Genomic DNA, 20,772 nt, shown 5'->3' with positions numbered 1-20,772 from the left:
CAGCCCGCAGTTCGTCCCCCTCCTGCGGAAGATCGGGCGCGATGTCCGGGCGGCGGGCTAGAAATGGTCCATGGCATTCAGCTTCCATGGAATCGACGACAAGGGCGTGGGCCCCGCCGTCAACGGATTGATTCGAGCGACCGGCAGTTGGGAGGCCGGCTCGCTCGCGGGCCTCGCGCGGATCGGCGATTATCTGGCCGGCACCTGGGACCCGCCGGCCGGACAGGACGGACCCGACCGGGTCGGTTACGGCGAATGGGCCACGCTGATCGGCCGGATCGGTGCGGTCGCCCTGCGCGCGGCGGCACCGTCGACACGACCGGAGCGCCGTGAGCGCCTGCTCGCCCTTCTGGATGTCTGGTCGCGGACCGTGTTCATCGACGCCGACGCGCGGCTGCGCACCGGAATCGTGTCGGAGCCGATCGGGGAGCGGCGCGCGATACGGGACGAACACGGGGCCACGATCGTGCTGTTCTCCCTGAAGCAGGGCATCGTCCGCGTGCTCGAATTCCGTACCGGGGACGTCGAGGCGCCCGGACTGGGGGCGATGATGGACGTCGTCGAGCCGCAGCGCGCCGATTGGGGCAGTGCGCGTCAGATCCGGGAACTGGTCGATCTGGTACGCACCCGCGGCCCGATGCCGTGGGATCCCGAGGCGGTCGCCCTGCTCGTCGACGCCACCGGGATGTCCCGCGCCGCAGCCGCCTTGCTGCTGGCCGGCAATCCCGGCGCGCGCATGTCCGGCGAGCCGTTCCTGGACCCCGAGGAGCGACGCGTCCTGGGTCTCGGGGCCGCCGAAGTCAAGGCCGGGCACGCGGAGTTGCTGCCGCTGACCGACGAGGAACGGCTCGACCTGTTCGCCGACGCCCTGCCGCCGGACCCGGCGGACCTGTGGACGGCGGCCGGTCCGCGCCGCGTCGCGACCCACATCGCCGCCGCGTGGCGGGCTCGGCGCGGTCACCACGTTCCGGTCCCCGAGACCTCGCGCGCGCTGATCGCCTCGCTGGATCCGCGACGACCGGCCGCCGAAGTGTGCACGGTTTTCGCCCACCCCACCGGCGATCCGCTGATCGCCGAGGATCTGGACACCTGGCTGCGCGCCTCCGAGTGGGGCATCAAGTTGGTCGCCGGCTCCGCCGCCGGCGACCCGCCCCACCGTATGGAGCGCCTGTTGCACGATGTGGCCACGCTCGTGCCGACCGTGTATGCCGAACTCCCCGCCGGCGACCCGCTCCGGGAGGGTCTGCCGGATCTGATCGAGGGACTGCGCGCCCGCCTGACCCACCCCGGGCTGCTGCTGGACGCCGCCCACGTCCATTCAGAGGTCACCGTCGACGACCTGCGCGAGCGTTTCGGCCCGCACCCCTACCCGGGCCCGGAGCCGCTGACCGCGCCGGCGTTCGACGATGGACTGACCGTGGCGGTCGGCGCCCCGCCCCCGTCGTTCTACGGTCGACACAAGCACTCCCCCTGCCTGTACTTCCGTCCCGCCCTGCTCGACGTCGACGCCGAGCAGACGAAGCGGCTCGCCGACGAACGGGGCTACTACGGAAGGGGGATCATCGAGCACGTCCGCCGGATCCGCGGTGCCTACCTCACCCACGTGGTCGAGCGGGTGCGTTCCGGCGCGCTGCCCGTCGGCGCGTACGAGTCGAACCCCGCCGCGAGTGTGCCGGAACTGGTCGATCGGGTCGCCGAATCGCTGACCGTGCCGCCGGACGCGGCCGCCCTGTACCTGCAACTGCTCGCAATCGAGGCGCCGACCGACCGCGGCGTACGCACCTGGAACGGCTGGACCCCGACCCGCCACCGCAAGGCCGCGGCGTCGCTTGTCGACGCGGGCCTCGCGGTCGCCGACAAGCGACCCCGCGCCGGTCGAGGCATCTTCCTGCCGGGCCCGTGGGCGAGCGCGACCAAGCCGTTCCAGCCCATGGAGACGTGGAAGGCGACCTTCCTCGGCATCCGCCTCGTCCCCAACAGCCTCACGATCTACTACCGCCCGACCCTGGGCCGGACCCTCCCCGAACTGTTCGCCGCCGCCTGGGACCTCGTCGAACGGGGCGAGGGCCCCGCCAGGGCGTGCGCGGAGTCGTGATCGATCCTGTTCGCGAACCGGCCCCGGTCATGCGTCGACACCCGGTCGTTCGTCCGTACTCCAGTCATTCGACGGAATCCGTCACCGCACGCGGCGCCTAACGTCGAAACCCGGATCACCCCCAAGCACTCGGGAGCATCGATGTCGCGCCTTCCCTCGAATACGGACGTCCTGATCGTCGGCGCGGGGCCGGTGGGACTGGCCCTCGCCACGAAGTTGGCCGCCGCCGGGATCGACACCGTCCTGGTGGACCAGGCGGCGGAGGGCGCCAACACCTCGCGCGCCGCGGTCGTACACGCGCGAACACTCGAAGTCCTGCGGGACATCGACGCGAGCGGCGAACTCGTCGAACGCGGCCTGCCCGTCTCCCGGTTCAGTGTCAACGACCGCGACCGGCCGTTGCTCACCGTCGGCTTCGACGACCTCCCCACCGACTACCCCTTCACGCTGCTGATCCCGCAGAACGTCACCGAGGAGGTGTTGCTCGGGCGGCTGCACGCGGCCGGCGGGCGGGTCCTGCGGCCGTACCGCGTGGCCGGGTTGACCCAGGATCCCGACGGGGTCACCGCGACGATGGACGACGGAACGGTCGTCCGCGCCGCGTACGCGGTCGGTGCGGACGGCATGCACAGCACCGTGCGCGAGCACAGCGGGATCGCCTTCACCGGAGACAGCTACCCCGAGTCCTTCGTGCTGGCGGACGTTCGGCTGGAGTGGCCGCTCGACGACGACGAACTCCGGCTCTTCTTCGCCCCGGAGGGGGTCGCGGTGGTGGCGCCGCTGCCCGGTGGCCGCCACCGCGTCGTGGCCACCGTCGAGGACGCGCCCGCGCGGCCGACCGCGGCCGACGTGCAACACCTGCTGGACAGCCGGGGCCCTCGGGCGCGGCCGGTGAAGGTGCTGGAGGTGGTGTGGAGTTCGCGCTTTCGGGTGCACCACCGACTCGCCGACCGCTACCGGGCCGGGCGGGTGCTGCTCGCGGGGGACGCGGCGCACGTGCACAGCCCGGCCGGCGGCCAGGGCATGAACACCGGCATCCAGGACGCGCTCGTCCTCGGCGACCGGCTCGCCGGCACACTGCGGACCGGACACGACGAGCTGGACGAGTACGAGCGCGAACGCCGCCCGGTGGCCGAGCAGGTCGTCGCCTTCACCCACCGCATGACCAAGGTCGCCACCGCCTCCTCCGGCCCACTCCGAGGCGTCCGCAACACGGTGCTCCGCAGCCTGGATCGGCTCCCCGCGGTCCACCACAACCTGGCCATGAACCTGTCCGAACTCGCCACCGCGCCCACCGGCGGCGGCGCGTCGGGGGCTGACCAACCGGAGTCCCGGGGTGGGCGGTTCACGCCGACCGTCCATTCCGGGATGCCACACCGCGTGGGCGAACGGTGATTCCCGGGGCTCCGGTTCAAGGCAGGTTGCCCTGCCTGCCGGCACCCGCGCGTCCGCGATGTGCCGCCTCGTGCTCGAAGCGTTGCCTTGGGCACGAGGCCGGGCCGGCTCATGGGTGCGCAGTGCGAACGCCGAAGGGCTGTATGGCCGCGTCGTGGCGATCCGTCCGGATAAGATCCCATACGCTCGCTGCGTGGCGAGAATGGTGGACGCGCTGAAGCGGGTGCTGATCGGTCGGGCCCTGCCGAGCGAGGGACTACAGGAGACCCTCCTGTCCAAACGCGTGGCATTGCCGATCTTCGCCTCGGACCCGCTGTCGTCGGTGGCGTATGCGACGCAGGAGATCCTCCTGGTGTTGACCCTGGGCGGGGTCGCATACCTGTATCTGACGAAGTGGGTGGCGCTGGCGGTGGTGACGCTGATGGCGGTGGTGGTGCTGTCCTACCGCCAGGTCGTGCACGCCTACCCCTCCGGCGGCGGTTCCTACGAGGTGGTTTCCACCAACCTGGGCCCCTCCGCCGGCCTGGTGGTGGCGGCGTCGCTGATGGTGGACTACGTGATGACGGTCGCCGTCTCGGTCGCCTCCGGCGTGGACAACATCATCTCCGCCGTGCCGGCCGCGAACGAGTACCGCACCGGGATGGCGGTGGGATGCGTCGCGCTGCTGGCGGCGGTGAACCTGCGCGGGCTCCGCGAGTCGGGCCGCGCGTTCGCCGCCCCCACGTACCTGTTCGTCGCCGGCGTGCTGATCATGTGCGCAACCGGCCTGTTCCGGTGGGCCGTCGGGGACGCCCCGGTCGCGGAGTCCGCCGCCTACGGCATCACACCCGAACCGGGCGAGGAGCACCTCGCCGGACTGGCCCTGCTGATGCTCGGATTACGCGCCTTCTCCAGCGGCTGCACCGCCCTCACCGGTGTCGAGGCCATCTCCAACGGTGTACCGGCGTTCCGCAAGCCCAAGTCCCGCAACGCCGCCACCACCATGACCGCGATGGGCCTGATCGCGGTGGTGATGTTCTCCGGCATCACCGCGTTGGCGCTGATCTCCGACGTCCACATCACCGAGGACACCTGCCGGCTGACCGGGATGAGCGGCGACTGCCACACCACACCGCAGCGCACCGTCATCGCCCAGCTCGCCGCGGCGATTTTCGGCGGGGACCACAGCATCGGGTTCTTCTACATCCAGGCCGCCACCGCCCTGGTGTTGATCCTGGCCGCCAACACCGCCTTCAACGGCTTCCCACTGCTCGCCTCGATCCTGGCCCAGCGCCGCTACCTGCCCCGCCAACTCCACACGCGAGGCGACCGCCTCGCGTTCTCCAACGGCATCATCGCCCTCGCGCTGGTCGCGGCCGGCCTGCTCTGGGCCTACCAGGCGTCCGTCACCAGCCTGATCCACCTCTACATCCTGGGCGTCTTCACCTCGTTCACCCTGTCCCAGACCGGCATGGTGCGGCACTGGAACCGCGAACTGCGCGAGGAGACCGATCCCGCACTGCGCCGCCGCCACCACGTCGCGCGCGCGATCAACGGATTCGGCTCGGTGGTCACCGGGATCGTCCTGGTCATCGTGCTGATCACCAAGTTCACCGAGGGCGCCTATCTCGCGGTGGTCGCCGCCGTCGTGTTGTGGCTGATGATGCGCGGGATCCACCGGCACTACGACAGCGCCGCCGAGGAACTGGCCGTCGCCGACCCGGCCGAGGAAAGCCTCCTGCCCTCGCGGGTGCACGCGATCGTCCTGGTGTCCAAGGTCCACAAACCCACCATGCGCGCGCTCGCCTACGCCCGGGCGTTTCGACCGGACAGCCTGGAGGCGCTGACCGTCGTCGTGGACCGCGAGGAAGCCGACGAGCTGCGCGCGCAGTGGGACGAGTCGGGCATCGAGGTGCCCCTGACGATGCTGGATTCGCCGTATCGCGAACTCACCCGCCCGATCGTGGAGCACGTGCGCCACATGCGCCGCGCCGGCCCTCGCGAGCTGGTCAGCGTCTTCATTCCCGAATACGTCGTGGGGCACTGGTGGGAGAACCTCTTGCACAACCAGTCCGCGCTGTGGCTCAAGAACCGCCTGCTGTTCATCCCGGGCGTGATGGTCATCAGCGTGCCCTGGCAGCTCAAGTCCTCCGAGCACGCCCGGCATCCCATCGCGCGTGCCCCCGGTGCCGCGCGCCGAGGCGAACCCGGCCCCATCCCGAAGGCGGCCTCCGGCCACACCGACAAGGGCGTGGCCGGACGGCATTGAACCGGGCCGGCCATCGGCCGAACTCACCCGGTGGCGGGTGGGAACGCGGGCGGAACGTCGGGAAGGAATTCGAAGCCCGGGCCCAGGCCCAGACCCGGCAGACGCAGCACTCGCAACGGGAAGCCGCGACAGACCAGCCGTAGCCGCCCACCCCGGGCCACGGCGCGGCTCCGGGCCCGGGCGAGCACGTCGATGCCGCGGGCGTCGATGAACGTCACCGCCCGCAGGTCGACCACCACGTCCGGGACATCGACCGCGGTGAGGAAGTCGAGGCGCCGGGCGATCTCGGGAACGGTCGTGATGTCGACCTCGCCCCGCACCACCGCCAACGACGACTGCCCACGCGCGCGCATGCTGATCGAAGCGCCACCGGGGGGCACGGGTGCCAACACGACCTCTACCTCCGACCACGTCGTCGCTCCGCACGGTGACGGGCGGCGACGATCCGACCGGGCGCGATCAGCGTCGATCGCGGCTCACGGACCTATTTCGTTGCCGGCGTGGCGACCGCACAAGGCCATACAGAGTTGGTTCGGCCCTTCGTACGAACGCAGCGGCAACGTGGCCAGGGCTTGTACGATCTCGGACGAGACGCCGTGGCTCAGGGCATGCCTGACCAGATCGCGCGGGTGCGCCGGGAAGCTCACCCCTTGTAGCGCACATTGCAGGGCAACAGGTTCGGGAACGATCACCTGGGTTTCGTCGACGCGAGTCATGACACCTCCTCGACGTCCTGGACGTGTGACGTCCACTCGCTTCGCGACACACCACCATCACGAGGCACGCGGCACCACACGCGGATCACGCTGGTCCCGGGCTCGTCCCGTCGCGACGAAGCGCGCCGCCGGGGGAGTCCCTCGCCTGGACGTCTTTCCTCGCGGAGACTCCTACCCCACACTCAGGATACGCCGGGACCGGCAGATTGACGGGACGCGATCTCATCTCATCGCACGAGCGGACACGCCGCCCGCGCGCCGTCGCCGCAGGTGATGTCCGTGACCACTCCGCTCAGGGCGCTGTCCGTGTCCACAGGTGGCGAGGCGCGATCCATGTGCCGTCCCCCAGGGCCGTAGGGGCTCTCATGCCGCCGGGCGCAGGTTCTCCACGGCTGCGACAGCGTCGGAGAGCAGGTCGGACGGGCAGCCCCAGTAGTCGTAGATTCCGCCGCGGCTGCGATTGCTGCCACAGACCACGAACACGCCGGTGCCCAGCGAACGCTTGAGGTGCGTGGCCAGCCACCCGACGAAGCCACTGTTGTCCACGCCCGACGGGAAATGGAAAGAGAAGACACCGAAACGCTCGACATCCACATCTTCATCCGTAGCCGGGACAAGCGCGCTCCACGACTCGGCGTCTCGCACCACGGCCAGAGTCGGGAGGGCCAGCGCCGGCGGGTCGGACAACGGGGTCTCCCGGAAGCACCAGACACCCTCGTGCACGACCAGGTCCGTAGCCGCGAGGACACGTCGAAGACGCTCGTCGGTCCGGTCCGGCGTCTCCCTGCTCACATCCACCATGGATGCACCTTAGTGCCGCGCCCGGCACTAGATTCCGGGGCGATGGCGACCGTCCGTGCCCCGACGACACCGGCGACGTTCGCCGGAAGTGGCTTCTTCCGGCCGCTGACGCCGCGTGCCTCGCGGATCAGAGGCGAAGGGCCGCGTCGAGCTGGTGGCGGAGCGCGTCCAGCCGACTGCGGCCAGGGACGAAAACCGGCATCTGCCGTACAACCTCGCGAACTGCCGTCGGGGCGTGCTCGATCGCCCATCGGATCTCTTCGTCACCGACGCCGGTGTCGTTGCCCGCCGCGAGCTCACGAGCGAGCGCCACGTACATGGCCGGCCCAAGGGCGTGTTTCGCCTGGTGAGGGGTGGCCAATGGGTGGATGTAAGGGGTCGCCGCCGCGTAGCCCGCGGCGCGAGCGGCGGCGGTGGCAGCCGGATCGCCGACGTCGCGTGCGGCTGCGAGAGCCGCGAAGGCGAGGGAGCGCAGTTGCGCCGTCCGCTTCCCCCCGCGCGTGAACGCCCGTATGCCCTCGATTGCCTCGCGAGGGCGGGTGTCAGGGGGGGCCTTCGCCTCGAACAGCGGCAGCACCCGCTCTGCGCAATCGGCAGCCCACAGTCCGAGAAATCGGCGGTCCTCTTCGCTTATGGTCACGTCGTTCACCCGCCTATTCTGCCGGGTCTGCTGCTTCCTGTCGCTGCCGCCGAAGCGGTCACTCGCGCGGCCGAGGAACACATGCGATGCCGGTTGTCCGGCCGAACCGCGGCGTGGGACAACGGAAATCGATCGCCGTGTGGCGCGCAGGTGTACCCAAGGCGCGGCCCTCGATCGACTCTCCGCACCGCGCCCATGGGAAGCTCACGCACGCCGGGACAAGTCAAAACACCAGGACCAGAAGGGACCACCTCATGCCGATCCAGGGCGTGCTCTTCGACGTGGACGACACCCTGTTCGACTACTCGACCTCGGAAGAGGTCGGCGTGTTCGCCCACCTGCGGGCGGAAGGGCTGCTCGATCGGTTTCCCGACTCGGCCACGGCGCTCGCACTCTGGCGGGAGATCATGGAGACCCAGTACGCCCGCTTCCTCAATGGCGAACTCACCTTCATCGGGCAGCAGCGCGAGCGTACTCGGCAATTCCTCTCCCACATCGGGCAGGACGCGCACGCCGACCTGTCGGACCACGAAGCCTCCGCCTGGTTCGCCGGATACGAGGCTCACCGCAAGGGCGCCTGGGCGGCATTCTCCGACGCCGAACCCGTCCTCAGGAAACTCGCGCCCGACTACCGCCTCGGGGTCGTCTCCAACTCGTCCACCGACCACCAGCGCCGTAAGCTCGACGCCATCGGTCTCCTGCCCTACTTCGGTGACACCCTCGTCTGCTCCGACGAGCACGGCGCGGCCAAGCCCGCGCCGAGCATCTTCCTCGCCGGCTGCACATCGCTCGGCCTCCAACCGTACGAAGTGGCCTACGTCGGAGACAAGTACGCACTCGACGCGGTGGGGGCCCACGAAGCGGGGCTGCACGCGTACTGGCTCGACCGGGCGAACACCAGCTCCGGCAAGGCCATCAGCAACGGTATCCACGCCATCCACTCCCTCGACGAACTCCCGGTCGCCCTCACCGGCTGAGCCCCACCGTCGACTTGCGTCCGGGGGCAGATCGCCGACTCGCCCCCGGATGTCGATCCCCGACCCCTCGGCGAGACCTCCCGCGAACCCGGGATCGCCGCTACGTCCGCGGCGCGCCCGTGCTGGTGCGGATCACCAGTTCCGGGTGCAGGAGGTGGCGGGCCGCCTTGGTGCGTTCGCCGCGGAGGCGTTGGAGGAGGGTTTCCGTGGCCAGGCGACCCATTTCTTCCCTCGGCTGGTTGATCGTGGTCAGGCCGATGTGCCGCAGCCCGGCCAGGTGGGTGTTGTCGTAGCCGATGACGGAGACGTCCTGGGGGACCCGTACGCCGGCCTCCGACAGTTCGCCGATGATGCCCACCGCGTTGAAGTCGTTGGCCGCGACGATGGCCGTGGGGAGTTCGTCGCCGCCCAGGAGGGCGCGGGCGGCCTTGGCACCTCCGGTGTCCGTGTACTCGCTCGGCACGACGCGCATGTGGCGCGTCAACGCCAGGCGTTTCATGGCCTGTTCGTAGCCGCGGCGGCGGACCAGGGACTGCGAGCCGGCGCCGCCGTCCACGTGCACGATGTGGCGGTGTCCCAGCGCGGCCAAGTGCTCGACGGCCAGGGCCGATCCGGTGGCGCCGTCGTCGTTGACCGTGTCCACGTGGCCGGCCCGGACGCTCCTGGCGACCAGCACGGTGGGCACCTGGGAGGCGGCCTCCTCGATCGCGGAGGTCTCGACGACCGGACCGAGCAGGAGGAGGCCGGCGGGCCGGAACTGGAGCAGGCGTTCCACGCTGCGCCGCTCGTGGGCCGGCCGCCGTCCGCCGGTGCCCAGGATGATGTCCATGTCGTTGTCGTTGGCGGCGGCCTCGACGCCGTCGACGACCTCGGCGAAGTAGGGGTTGTGCAGATCGGAGATCATCACGCCCAGCGTGCTGCTGCTGCCGGTGGCCAGGGTGCGGGCGTTGAGGTTGGGGCGGTAGCCCAACTCTCGGGCGGCGGCGAGGACGGCCTGCCGGCGGGTCTCGCTGACCTTGGGCGAGCCGCGCATCACCAGCGACACGAGTGAGCGGGAGACCCCGGCGCGCGCGGCGACGTCCTCGAGGGTGGGACCGGACACTGATGCTCCCCTTTTCTCCCGATGCGGCGCTGCCGGTCGACCGTTCGACCGGGTCATTCGACCGGGCCGTTCGACGATTCGACGAACCGGCGACTCCGGGGTTCCGGCGTCCTCCGATTCGGTGAATCCGACGACGCGACGAGCTCGCGACCCGCACAACCGCGACCTCGCACCACCACGGCACCCCGACGCCGCAGCGCCGTGATTCCACGCGACCGGACCCCCGCGACACCGCAACACGATGACCGGCACCGTAAAACGAAGATTACACGCTTGGAGCGCTCCAATGAATGGAGCGCTCCAAGCGGAACGACTCGATCGCCCCGAAGGATGACTGTAGGGCCCACCGATCCGCGTGTCGGCAGCGTTAAGCGAACGTTACGAGTGACCCTTGACACGCTCGGACGGTGAGTATCAGTCTTGGGGCGTTCTCGGGTTGGAGCGCTCCAAAATTTGGAGCGCTCCACACAACGCTCCTCAAGCATTCCACTTGCCCAATCCCACTCGCCCACTGGAGAAATGAGTCTCATGCGTATCGGAGTCGCAGGCGTGGGGCGGATCGGCGCGATGCACGCGCGCAACCTCACGAACCTGGAGACGGTCGACGGACTCGTCCTGTTCGACCCGCAACCGGGACGGGCGGACGCTCTCGCGAAGGAGATCGGCGCCCAAGCGGTCGGTGACCTGGACACCCTGCTCCGCGAGGTCGACGGGGTCGTGGTGGCGACCCCCACCGACACCCACCCGGAGATGCTGCGGCGGACCGTGGCCGCGGGCGTACCGACACTGTGCGAGAAGCCCATCGCCTCGGACATCGCGCGGATGATCGACCTGATCGCGGACGTGGAGGCGAGCGGGGTGCCCGTGCTCGTGGGGTTCCAGCGGCGATTCGACCCGGCCGTAGTCGAGCTGAAGCGTCGCCTGGACGCCGGCGAGATGGGCACGCCCTATCTGGTGCGGGCGATCGGCCAGGACGCCGCCCCGCCCGACTTCGGCTACCTGCCCGCGTCCGGCGGCATCTTCCGCGACCTGCTCATTCACGACCTGGACGCCGTGCCGTGGTTGATCGGCGAGCCGGTCGTCGACGTGTTCGCCAGCGGATCGGTCCTGGTCGACGAGGCGTTCGCCAAGGCGGACGACGTCGACAACGCGGTCGCGGTCCTGCGTTTCGCGGGCGGCGCGCACGCGGTGCTCACCGGCGGGCGGCACGACCCGGCGGGATACGACCACCGCATCGAGGTGCTGGGCTCGTCGCAGTCCCTTGCGGTGGGTCTCGATCCGCGCACGCCGTTGACCTCGCTCGAACCGGACGGTCCGCAGGCGGGCCCCGACGCCTACCCCGGCTTCCCGGAGCGCTTCGCCCTCGCGTACGGCAACGAGATGCGCGTGTTCGTCGAGGTGATCGCCGGTCGGATGGCCAACCCGTCCCCGATCCGCGACTCCCTTGCCAGTCTGGTGCTGGCCGAGGCATGCGAGCAGTCGCGGCGCGAGGGCCGCCCGGTCGACGTGGCGGCCGTACTCGCCGCCGCGAGCCCGAGCCCGAGCCCGACCGACCCGGCGCAGCCGTTCACCACCGAGGTGGCGTCATGACCACCCCCGGCCCCGCCGCCGCCCCGGCCACCCCCGCCGCCCCGGTCGGCCACGATCTCCGGCTCGCCGGCGCCCCCATTTCCTGGGGGGTGTGCGAGGTGCCCGGCTGGGGCCCCATGCTTCCCGTCGACACCGTGCTCGGCGAGATGGCCGGCCTCGGCCTGACGGCCACCGAACTGGGCCCGCCCGGCTACCTTCCCGACGACCCCTCGGCGCTCAAGGGCGTGCTGGAGGGGCACGGTCTGACGCTCGTCGGATCGTTCGCCGCCCTCGTGCTGCACGACGCGGATCGCACGGTGGAGTCGCTCGCCAGGGCCGAACGTACGGCCGAGCTGATCGCGGCCGCCGGCGGCGAGGTGCTCGTCCTGGCCGCCGCCACCGGGCTGGACGGCTACGACACCCGGCCGGAACTGTCCGATTCCCAGTGGCGGCTCCTGATCGACACGGCCGAGGAGGTCGCCCGGATCGCCCGCCGCTACGGTCTGCGGGCCACCCTGCACCCGCACGTCGGCACGCACGTCGAGACCTCGGCGGAGGTCGAGCGCTTCCTCCGGGACAGCGAGTTGCCGCTGTGCCTGGACACCGGCCACCTGTTGATCGGCGGGACCGACCCGCTCGACCTGGTGCGCCGTCGGCCCGAGCGGATCGGGCACGTACACCTCAAGGACGTGCACGCCGCCACCGCGGCCCTGGTCCGATCCGGCGCCCTGACCTACGCCGACGCCGTCGGACAGGGCCTGTACCGCGCGCTGGGCGAGGGCGATGTGCCCGTCGCCGAGATCGTCGCGACCCTGCGTGCCGCCGGCTACCGCCAGTGGTACGTGCTGGAACAGGACACCCGATTGACCGACGACCCGGTCGACGCGGACCTGCCCCGCCACGACACCGCACGCAGCCTGGCGCATCTGCGCGGGAACTGACGCCCGACGTCGGCACGCGGTACCCGGCACGCCGACCCGCCATGCCGCCGGCCCGGCTGGGTACGACATCCGTACCAGGCCGGACACCCGACGCCCGAAGCACACCCGAGACCCGAACCCCACCCGAGCCGTCGTACGCGCCGTACCCGCCCCACGCCCCACACGCCGTACACGCCGAAGAGCCGCGCGTCCGGGGCGCCATGCCCCCGCACCGCCGCACCGCCGCACACCCGCACACCGCTCGCTCATCGCCGCGGATCCTCACCAACCCGGACCGCGCCCTCCGGCGTGACCTGCCCGTCACGACCGTCCTGACGAGGAGTATTCGATGCCCCGACGTTCTCTCGGATTCGCTGCAGCTCTGGGCCTATCCGCGCTCGTCCTCGCCGCCTGCAGCAGCCCCTCCGGTACCGACAAGGACGCCAAGAGCACCCCCACGGGCGCCCCGCCCGCCGTGGCGAAGGGGAACAACACCGTCGCCGTGATCACCCACGGCTCGGCCGGTGACGCGTTCTGGAGCGTCGTGCAGAACGGCGCGCAGGACGCCGGCAAGAAGCTGGGCGTCGACGTCCAGTACCAGGGCAACGGCGACCCGGCCGGCCAGGCCCGGTTGATCGACAACGCCGTCACCCAGGGCGTGGGCGGCATCGTGGTCTCGATGGCCAACCCCGACGCCCTCGCCAACTCGATCAAGGCGGCCACCGCCAAGGGCATTCCGGTCATCACCATCAACTCGGGGCAGAGCAGGTCCGCCGAGTTCGGTGCGATCGCGCACGTCGGCCAGGACGAGTCGATCGCGGGCGAGGCGGCCGGCGGCAAGCTCAAGCAGGCGGGTCGGACGAAGATGCTGTGCGTCATCCACGAGGCCGGCAACGTCGGCCTGAACCAGAGATGCGACGGCGCCAAGGCCGGCTTCGGCGGCCAGACCCAGACGCTCCAGGTGGACATCAGCAACCCCACCGACGTCCAGGCCCGCATTCGCGGCGCACTCCAGGCCGACTCGTCCATCGACGCCGTGCTCGCGCTCAACCCGCAGGTCGCCGCGGTCGCGGTCGGCGCCGTGGGCGACGCGAACTCCAAGGCGCAGATCGCCACGTTCGACCTCAACCCGGACGTGGTCACCGGGATCAAGGACGGCAAGATCGTCTTCGCGGTGGACCAGCAGCAGTACCTGCAGGGCTACCTTCCGGTGACCATGATCAAGCTCTACCGCGACAACGCCAACACGGTCGGCGGCGGCAAGCCCGTACTGACCGGTCCCGGATTCGTCGACAAGAACAACGTCGGCGCGGTGGCGGAGTACGCGCAGCGGGGCACGAGATGACCATGACTCCATCGCTTCCCTCCGAGGCGTCCGGAACCGCGGGCGACATCTCGGACAGCACCTCCGGTACCGGGCCCGGCGCCGTCGGAGAACCACCGCCGAAGGCGCACGCCGCGGACGAGCGTGTCGCGCCCGCCACGCTCGCCCACCGACTGCTGGTGCGGCCCGAACTGGGCTCGCTGATCGGCGCCGTGCTGGTCATGGGCTTCTTCTCGATCGTGGCCGACGGGTTCTTCACCGCGTCCGGTGCGGCGACCTGGCTGGACGACTCGGCCACCCTGGGCATCATGGCGGTGGCCGTGGCCCTGCTGATGATCGGCGGCGAGTTCGACCTGTCGGCGGGTGTGCTGACCGCCTCCACCGCGCTGATCACGGCGATGCTCGCGACCCGCGCCGATTGGCCCGTATGGCTCGCGCTCGCGGTGTCCCTGGTGTTCGCCCTCGGGGTGGGCGCGCTCAACGGCTGGCTCGTGGTGCGCACGGGACTGCCGAGCTTCATCATCACGCTGGGCACGTTCCTGGCGCTGCAAGGTCTCAACCTCGGTGTCACGCGGCAGGTGACCAACAGCGTGCAGGTCAGCGGGATGCGCGCCACCGACGGCTACGAGTCGGCCGGGCGGTTCTTCGCCTCGACCATGGCCATCGGCGGCACGGAGATCCAGGTCTCGGTGCTGTGGTGGATCGTGCTGGCCGCGTTGGCGACATGGGTGCTCTCGCGGACCCGGTTCGGCAACTGGATCTACGCCGTGGGCGGTGCGCCGGTCAGCGCGCGCAACGTCGGTGTCCCGGTCGACCGCACGAAGATCGTGTTGTTCATGACGACCGCGGGCGCCGCCTGGCTGGTGGGCTCGATCAACATCCTGCGCTACACGTCGGTCCAGGCCAATCAGGGCATCGGCCTCGAGTTCCAGTACATCATCGCCGCGGTGATCGGCGGGTGCCTGCTCACCGGCGGCTACGGGTCGGCGATCGGCGCCGCGGTGGGCGCGCTCATCTTCGGCATGGCCCGCCAGGGCATCGTGTACGCCAAGTGGGACAGCGACTGGTTCCAGCTCTTCCTGGGCGTGATGCTGCTCGCGGCCGTCCTGGTCAACAACTCCTTCCGGCGCCGCGCGGAAAGGTCCCGTCGATGACGAATCCAGAACCCCGGCCGGCCGCGGACGGGAAGCACACGGACGCCGAGAACGCGGACGGGAAGGACGCCGTGAACGAGGCCGTCCCGAACGAGGCCACCCCGAACGAGGGCGCTGCGCCGGACACGGACGCCCCGGACACGGAGGCGGGCGGGACCGACCGGACCGTCCCCGAATCCGCCGCCCCCGAATCCGCCGCCCCCGCACCGGCCGTACGAGAGTCGGGGGCGACGAAGGCCGGCGCGACCGCGACATCGACGTCCGCCACCCCCGCCGAACGCCGCCCGGACGATCCGCACCTGCTCGAACTGCGCGGCGTGGGCAAGCGGTTCGGCAGTGTGATCGCGCTGAGCGAGGTCTCCACGTCGGTTGACCCCGGCGAGGTGACCTGCGTCCTCGGCGACAACGGCGCCGGCAAGTCGACCTTCATCAAGATCCTCGCCGGCGTGCACCACAACGACAGCGGCGAGTATCTCGTCGAGGGGGAGCCGGTCCGCTTCTCCTCGCCCCGGCAGGCCCTGGACCGCGGCATCGCGACGGTCTACCAGGACCTCGCCGTGGTCCCGCTGATGAGCGTATGGCGCAACTTCTTCCTCGGTTCCGAGCCGCGCAAGGGGCGCGGCCCGTTCTCGCGGCTCGACATCGCGCAGGCGCGCGGCACCGCCCGTCGGGCACTGCTCGACATGGGCATCGACCTGCGTGACGTCGAACAGCCGGTGGGCACGCTCTCCGGCGGCGAACGCCAATGCGTGGCGATCGCGCGGGCCGTCCACTTCGGCGCGAAGGTGCTGATCCTCGACGAGCCGACGGCCGCGCTCGGCGTCAAGCAGGCCGGCGTGGTGCTCCGCTACATCGCCCGGGCCCGCGACCGGGGGCTGGGCGTCGTGTTCATCACCCACAACCCGCACCACGCCTATCCGGTGGGGGACCGATTCCTTCTGCTCAACCGCGGCCGCAGCCAGGGGTGTTTCAAGAAGGACGAGATCACCCTCGCCGAACTGACCCGGCAGATGGCCGGTGGCGCCGAACTCGAGGCCCTGGCCCACGAACTGGGCGCGGGAGCCAAGACATGACCGTCCCCGAACGAACCCCGACCGGAGCCGCCCGACCCGCCTCCGGACCGCCGTCCGCGCCCGCCTCGCCCCCCGTCCCCGACGTGCTCACCGTCGGCCGCGTCGGCGTGGACCTCTACCCGCAACAGAGCGGCGTCCCGCTGGACCGCGTCGAGACCTTCGCCAGGTCGCTCGGCGGCACCGCCACCAACGTGGCGGTCGCCGCCGCCCGGCTCGGCCGGCGCTCGGCCGTGCTGACCAAGGTCGGCGCGGACCCCTTCGGCACGTTCGTCCGCACCGCCCTGACCGACTTCGGCGTCGACGCCGGCTGGGTGTCCACGCACGAACGCCTGCTGACACCCGTGGTCTTCTGCGCGCTCGACCCGCCCGAGGACCCGCCCCTGCTGTTCTACCGCCTGCCGGTCGCCCCCGACCTGACCCTCACCGACGAAGACGTGCCGTGGGACCTGCTCCGCGAGGTACCCGTGTTGTGGGTGACCGGCACCGGCGCCAGCACCGCGCCCTCGCGCGGCACCCATCTGCGGATGCTCGCCGCCCGGGGCCGACGCGCCCACACCGTGCTCGACCTCGACTACCGGCCGATGTTCTGGCCCGACCGGGCCACCGCCGCCCGCCACATCGGCGAACTCGTCGACGAGGCAACGGTGGTGGTGGGCAACCGGGCCGAGGTGGAGATCGCCGTCGGCACCGGCGACCCCGACGAGGCCGCCCGCCGCCTGCTCGACCGGGGCGTGCGGCTGGTGCTGGTCAAGAAGGGCGCCGAAGGCGTCCTGGTGGCCACCCCCGAAGGCAGCACCACGGTCGCCCCCCGCCGGGTCGAGGTGGTGTGCGGACTCGGCGCCGGCGATGCCTTCGGCGGCGCACTCGTCCACGGCCTCCTGTCCGGCTGGGACCCCGTCCGCATCGCCGAGTACGCCAACGCCGCCGGGGCCCTGGTGGCCGGTCGACTCGCGTGCGCCGACGCCATGCCCACCGACCGGGAAATCGACGCGCTCTTGAACCATCCGATGTTGGAGACCCGAACGTGATCAGCGACAACGACTGGAACAACCTGCTGGCGACCCGGGCGAACGCGCCCGCTGCGGTGTCCACCGCGTACGCCGAGCGCCGTCGCCGACCGCGCCTGCTCTCCGAGCACGGCACGCTCTTCCTCGTCGCCGCCGACCACCCCGGGCGGGGCTCGCTCGGCGTCGGCGCCGACGCGCTCGCCATGGCCGACCGCCGCGACCTGCTCGGCCGCCTGGTCGAAGCACTCGAACACCCGGACGTGGACGGCGTCCTGGGCACTCCGGACGTGATCGAGGAACTGCTGCTCCTGGGCGTACTCGACGACAGGATCGTCATCGGCTCGATGAACCGGGGCGGCCTGGCGGGCGCGTCCTGGGAGATCGACGACCGCTTCACCGGCTACGACGCCGAGGCGATCGAGCGATACCGGCTCGACGGCGGCAAGATGCTGCTGCGCATCGTCGACGAGGACGCCGGCACCATACCGACCCTGGAGGGTTGTGCCCGCGCGGTGAGCGAGCTCGCCGACCACGGGATCGCGGCCATGATCGAGCCGCTGCCGTATCGGCGAGACACCTCCGGGCGCCTGGTCCTGGACCGCTCCACCGCGGCCAACATCCGCGCCGTGACCGTTGCCTCGGCCCTGGGCACCACGTCCGCGTACACCTGGCTCAAGCTGCCGGCGACCGAAGAGCCGGAGAAGGTGGCCGGTGCGACGACGCTGCCGACCGTGGTCCTGGGCGGGGTACCCTCCGCCGATCCGCAGGCCGACCTGTCCTCGTGGGGACGGGCGCTGGCGCAACCGACCGTACGCGGCCTGGTGGTGGGCCGCGCGCTGCTGTACCCGCCCGACGGGGACGTGCGCGGCGCGGTCGACGCCGCCGCGCGGGTCCTGCGCGTCGCGAACGGGCGTACGGCGGAGGTGATCGCGTGAACGATCCGCGACTGTTCCACCCGTGGGGCACGGCCGCCGGCGCCGACGACCCGCTGCTGATCACCCCCGAGGCCGCGGGGTGGTGCTACAGCGGCCTGCGCGTGGTGCACCTGCCCCCGGGCGGCCGACGGGAGATCGCCACCGGCGACCACGAGGTCGCGGTGATCCCACTGGCCGGCTCCGCCACCGTGGAGACCGAGGGCCACCGGTTCGAACTGGCCGGGCGCGACTCGGTGTTCACCGCCGTGACGGACTTCGCGTACGTACCGCGCGACGCGGAACTGCGCCTGTCCAGCGCGCACGGCTGCGAGTTGGCGCTCGCCTCGGCGCGGGCGACCCGGCGTCTGGATCCCGCGTACGGGCCGGCGGCCGGCGTGCCCGTCGAGGTGCGCGGCGCCGGGCGCTCGACCCGGCAGGCGAACAACCTGATGACGCCCGACGCGTTCGAGGCGGACAAGCTCGTCGTCTGCGAGATCCTCACCCCGGACGGCAACTGGTCGTCCTACCCGCCCCACAAGCACGACGAGGCGAGCGCCCACGAGTGCGTCAACGAGGAGATCTACTTCTTCCGCGTGGCGGGCCGCGACGGGCGCACCCCCGACCGGGAGGGGTTCGGCCTGCACCGGACCTACACCGCCGACGGCTCGATCGACGAGACGGTGACCGTCCGCGACGGCGACGTCTTCCTCGTCCCGCGCGGCTACCACGGACCGTGCGTGGCCACCCCCGGCCACCACCTGTACTACCTCAACGTCATGGCCGGCCCCGCCGACGAGCGGCGCATGCTCGCCTGCGACGACCCCGCCCACCACTGGGTCCGCGACAGCTGGGCCGGCCAGGCGCCCGACCCCAGGTGCCCGCTCACCCCCCTGCCGGTCCCGAGCGGAGGAATCCGATGACCACGACCCCCACGACCGGCGGCACGGTCCGGCTCACCACCGCCCAGGCGCTCGTCCGGTGGCTGGTGGCCCAGGAGACCGAACTCGTCGACGGGCGCCGGGCGCGGCTGTTCCCCGGCGTGTTCGCCATCTTCGGCCACGGCAACGTGCTCGGCCTCGGCGACGCCCTGCACGAGGCCGGCGAGGACATGCCCGTCTGGCGCGGCCAGAACGAGCAGGGCATGGCCCTGGCCGCGGTCGCGTACGCGCGCGCCACGCACCGCCGCCAGGTCATGACGGCCACGTCCTCCATCGGCCCCGGCGCGCTGAACATGGTCACCGCCGCCGGTGTCGCGCACGCCAACCGGCTGCCGCTGCTCCTGCTGGTCGGGGACACCTTCGCGAGCCGCGCCCCCGACCCCGTGCTCCAGCAGGTCGAGCACTTCCACGATCCGAGCAGCACCGTCAACGACGCCTTCCGCGCGGTCAGCCGCTACTGGGACCGGATCACCCGCCCGGAACAACTGATCGCCACCCTTCCGCAGGTCGCCCGGGTGCTCACCGATCCGGGCGACTGCGGGCCGGTCACGCTCGCACTGCCCCAGGACGTCCAGGCCCAGGCGTACGACTTCCCGGTGACGCTGTTCGCGCCGCGCCTGCACCGGCCGGTCCGGCCGCGCCCGGATCTCGCCGAACTCGCCGACGCGGCCGCGCTGTTGCGTACCGCCGAACGGCCGCTGATCGTCGTCGGCGGTGGCGTGCGCTACTCCGACGCGACCCACGAGGTGCTGAGCCTGGCCGAGGCGCACGGTGTCCCGCTCGCCGAGACGGTCGCGGGGCGAACCCTGCTCCCGCACGATCACCCGCTGCACGCCGGCCCGCTCGGCGTCACCGGCTCCTCCTCGGCCAACGCGCTCGCCGCCGACGCCGACCTGATCCTCGCCGTCGGCACCCGCCTCCAGGACTTCACCACCGCGTCCTGGAGCGTCTTCGCCGCCGACGCACGGCTGGTGTCGATCAACGCGGCCCGGTTCGACGCGGTCAAGCGGCGCGCCGCACCGGTGACCGGAGACGCCCGCGAGGTGCTGCGCGAACTCGCGCCCCTGCTGGCCGACTGGCAGCCCGACCGGGCCTGGACCGCGCGCGCCGCACACGAGCGCCGCACATGGGACGGCGCCGTCGACCGCCTGCGCGCGCCGGCGGACCCGGCCGAGACACCGACCTACGCGCAGGTCGTCGGCGCGGTCAACCGGATCTGCGGCGCCGACGACTACGTCCTCACCGCCTCCGGCGGCCTGCCCGGCGAACTCGTCGGCGGCTGGCGGGCGTCGGGGGCCGTGGGCGCGGCGACCATGGACGTCGAGTACGGATTCTCCTGCATGGGCTACGAGATCGCGGGGGCGTGGGGCGCGGCGATGGCCCGGCCGCGAGGCGTGGTCACCACGCTCCTGGGCGACGGCTCCTACCTGATGCTCAACTCCGAGCTGTACTCGGCGGTCCTGTCCGGCCACCACTTCGTCGCGGTGGTGTGCGACAACGGCGGATACGCGGTGATCGCCCGGCTCCAGGAGGGCCAGGGCGCGGCGCCGTTCAACAACATGATCACCGACTGCCGAGGCCCGGGCGCCGCCGCGGACCATCGCGTCGACTTCGCCGCACACGCCGCCGCGCTGGGCGCCGAGGTGTTCACCGCCGACACGGTCGAGGACCTGGAGAAGGCGTACACCGCGGCGCGCGCGGCCCGACGACCGGCCGTGGTGGTCGTACGCACCCGGCCGGACCGGTGGACCGAGGCCGGTGCGTGGTGGGAGGTGGGCGTGCCGGAGGTGTCCGCGCGACCCGAGGTGTCGGCCGCGCGCCGGCGGATGGACCAGGCCAGGGCCGAGCGGGCGGGAAACGCGTAGGACCGGGCAGCGACGGAGCCCGCGACCGGTGACG

18 protein-coding genes are annotated in these 20,772 nt (G+C 71.5%); 13 read left to right on the top strand and 5 right to left on the bottom strand.

Annotation, left to right across the window (positions count from 1 at the left end):
- Positions 1-70 precede the first annotated feature (70 nt).
- The 3 genes from OG928_RS36085 to OG928_RS36075 all read left to right on the top strand — a co-directional run bounded on the left by OG928_RS36085 (position 71) and on the right by OG928_RS36075 (position 5,738).
- Positions 71-2,095, top strand: a complete 2,025-nt coding sequence (locus OG928_RS36085) for a hypothetical protein (protein ID WP_331766217.1) — start codon at positions 71-73, stop codon at positions 2,093-2,095.
- Positions 2,096-2,236: 141 nt separating this feature from the next.
- Positions 2,237-3,490 carry an FAD-dependent oxidoreductase gene (locus OG928_RS36080; RefSeq protein WP_331766216.1) on the top strand — a complete coding sequence of 418 codons (1,254 nt, stop codon included), beginning with the start codon at positions 2,237-2,239 and terminating at the stop codon, positions 3,488-3,490.
- A gap of 202 nt (positions 3,491-3,692) precedes the next feature.
- A complete protein-coding gene (locus tag OG928_RS36075) occupies positions 3,693-5,738 on the top strand; it encodes an APC family permease (protein WP_331768233.1) in 2,046 nt (681 codons plus the stop codon).
- Between the two features lie 23 nt (positions 5,739-5,761).
- On the opposite strand, the gene OG928_RS36070 is transcribed toward OG928_RS36075, so the two are convergent.
- From OG928_RS36070 to OG928_RS36055, 4 genes are all read right to left on the bottom strand, one after another.
- Positions 5,762-6,091: an STAS domain-containing protein gene (locus tag OG928_RS36070; RefSeq protein WP_406291536.1), complete on the bottom strand. Its 330-nt coding sequence runs from the start codon at positions 6,089-6,091 to the stop codon at positions 5,762-5,764.
- A 123-nt stretch (positions 6,092-6,214) separates the two neighbouring features.
- Positions 6,215-6,454, bottom strand: a complete 240-nt coding sequence (locus OG928_RS36065) for a DUF2795 domain-containing protein (RefSeq protein WP_331766214.1) — start codon at positions 6,452-6,454, stop codon at positions 6,215-6,217.
- A 363-nt stretch (positions 6,455-6,817) separates the two neighbouring features.
- Positions 6,818-7,255 carry a DUF6196 family protein gene (locus OG928_RS36060; RefSeq protein WP_331766213.1) on the bottom strand — a complete coding sequence of 146 codons (438 nt, stop codon included), beginning with the start codon at positions 7,253-7,255 and terminating at the stop codon, positions 6,818-6,820.
- Positions 7,256-7,382: 127 nt separating this feature from the next.
- Positions 7,383-7,904, bottom strand: a complete 522-nt coding sequence (locus tag OG928_RS36055; RefSeq protein WP_331766212.1) for a putative immunity protein — start codon at positions 7,902-7,904, stop codon at positions 7,383-7,385.
- Between the two features lie 245 nt (positions 7,905-8,149).
- Between OG928_RS36055 and OG928_RS36050 the strand changes: the two genes are divergently transcribed.
- Entirely contained in the window at positions 8,150-8,872 is a 723-nt protein-coding gene (locus OG928_RS36050; protein ID WP_331766211.1) for an HAD family hydrolase, read from the top strand.
- Between the two features lie 100 nt (positions 8,873-8,972).
- Here the strand turns inward: OG928_RS36050 and OG928_RS36045 are convergent, their stop codons facing one another.
- On the bottom strand, positions 8,973-9,974 hold the full coding sequence (locus tag OG928_RS36045; RefSeq protein WP_331766210.1) for a LacI family DNA-binding transcriptional regulator: 1,002 nt from the start codon (positions 9,972-9,974) through the stop codon (positions 8,973-8,975).
- Between the two features lie 420 nt (positions 9,975-10,394).
- Here OG928_RS36045 and OG928_RS36040 point away from each other — a divergent pair, with 420 nt between their 5' ends.
- The 9 genes from OG928_RS36040 to iolD all read left to right on the top strand — a co-directional run bounded on the left by OG928_RS36040 (position 10,395) and on the right by iolD (position 20,738).
- On the top strand, positions 10,395-11,564 hold the full coding sequence (locus OG928_RS36040; RefSeq protein ID WP_331766209.1) for a Gfo/Idh/MocA family oxidoreductase: 1,170 nt from the start codon (positions 10,395-10,397) through the stop codon (positions 11,562-11,564).
- A complete protein-coding gene (locus OG928_RS36035; RefSeq protein ID WP_331766208.1) occupies positions 11,561-12,484 on the top strand; it encodes a TIM barrel protein in 924 nt (307 codons plus the stop codon). Before OG928_RS36040 ends, OG928_RS36035 begins: the two co-directional genes overlap by 4 nt.
- Positions 12,485-12,812: 328 nt before the next feature.
- A complete protein-coding gene (locus OG928_RS36030) occupies positions 12,813-13,808 on the top strand; it encodes a sugar ABC transporter substrate-binding protein (protein WP_331766207.1) in 996 nt (331 codons plus the stop codon).
- Between the two features lie 2 nt (positions 13,809-13,810).
- Entirely contained in the window at positions 13,811-14,941 is a 1,131-nt protein-coding gene (locus tag OG928_RS36025; protein ID WP_331766206.1) for an ABC transporter permease, read from the top strand.
- A 299-nt stretch (positions 14,942-15,240) separates the two neighbouring features.
- Positions 15,241-16,014: an ATP-binding cassette domain-containing protein gene (locus tag OG928_RS36020; protein WP_331768232.1), complete on the top strand. Its 774-nt coding sequence runs from the start codon at positions 15,241-15,243 to the stop codon at positions 16,012-16,014.
- Positions 16,011-17,042 carry a 5-dehydro-2-deoxygluconokinase gene (gene iolC / locus OG928_RS36015; protein ID WP_331766205.1) on the top strand — a complete coding sequence of 344 codons (1,032 nt, stop codon included), beginning with the start codon at positions 16,011-16,013 and terminating at the stop codon, positions 17,040-17,042. Before OG928_RS36020 ends, iolC begins: the two co-directional genes overlap by 4 nt.
- Entirely contained in the window at positions 17,039-17,956 is a 918-nt protein-coding gene (locus tag OG928_RS36010) for an aldolase (RefSeq protein WP_331766204.1), read from the top strand. Before iolC ends, OG928_RS36010 begins: the two co-directional genes overlap by 4 nt.
- Positions 17,953-18,855, top strand: coding sequence for a 5-deoxy-glucuronate isomerase (gene iolB / locus OG928_RS36005; protein ID WP_331766203.1), 903 nt, complete (start codon positions 17,953-17,955; stop codon positions 18,853-18,855). The genes OG928_RS36010 and iolB overlap by 4 nt, the downstream gene beginning before the upstream one ends.
- Entirely contained in the window at positions 18,852-20,738 is a 1,887-nt protein-coding gene (gene iolD / locus OG928_RS36000) for a 3D-(3,5/4)-trihydroxycyclohexane-1,2-dione acylhydrolase (decyclizing) (protein WP_331766202.1), read from the top strand. The genes iolB and iolD overlap by 4 nt, the downstream gene beginning before the upstream one ends.
- Positions 20,739-20,772: the final 34 nt, after the last annotated feature.

This window comes from Embleya sp. NBC_00896, from assembly GCF_045207785.1.
In the GTDB taxonomy this organism is placed as follows: Bacteria; Actinomycetota; Actinomycetes; order Streptomycetales; family Streptomycetaceae; genus Embleya.
The sequence above is the reverse complement of the archived record's forward strand: the minus strand, read 5'-3'. Positions and strand labels throughout refer to the sequence as shown.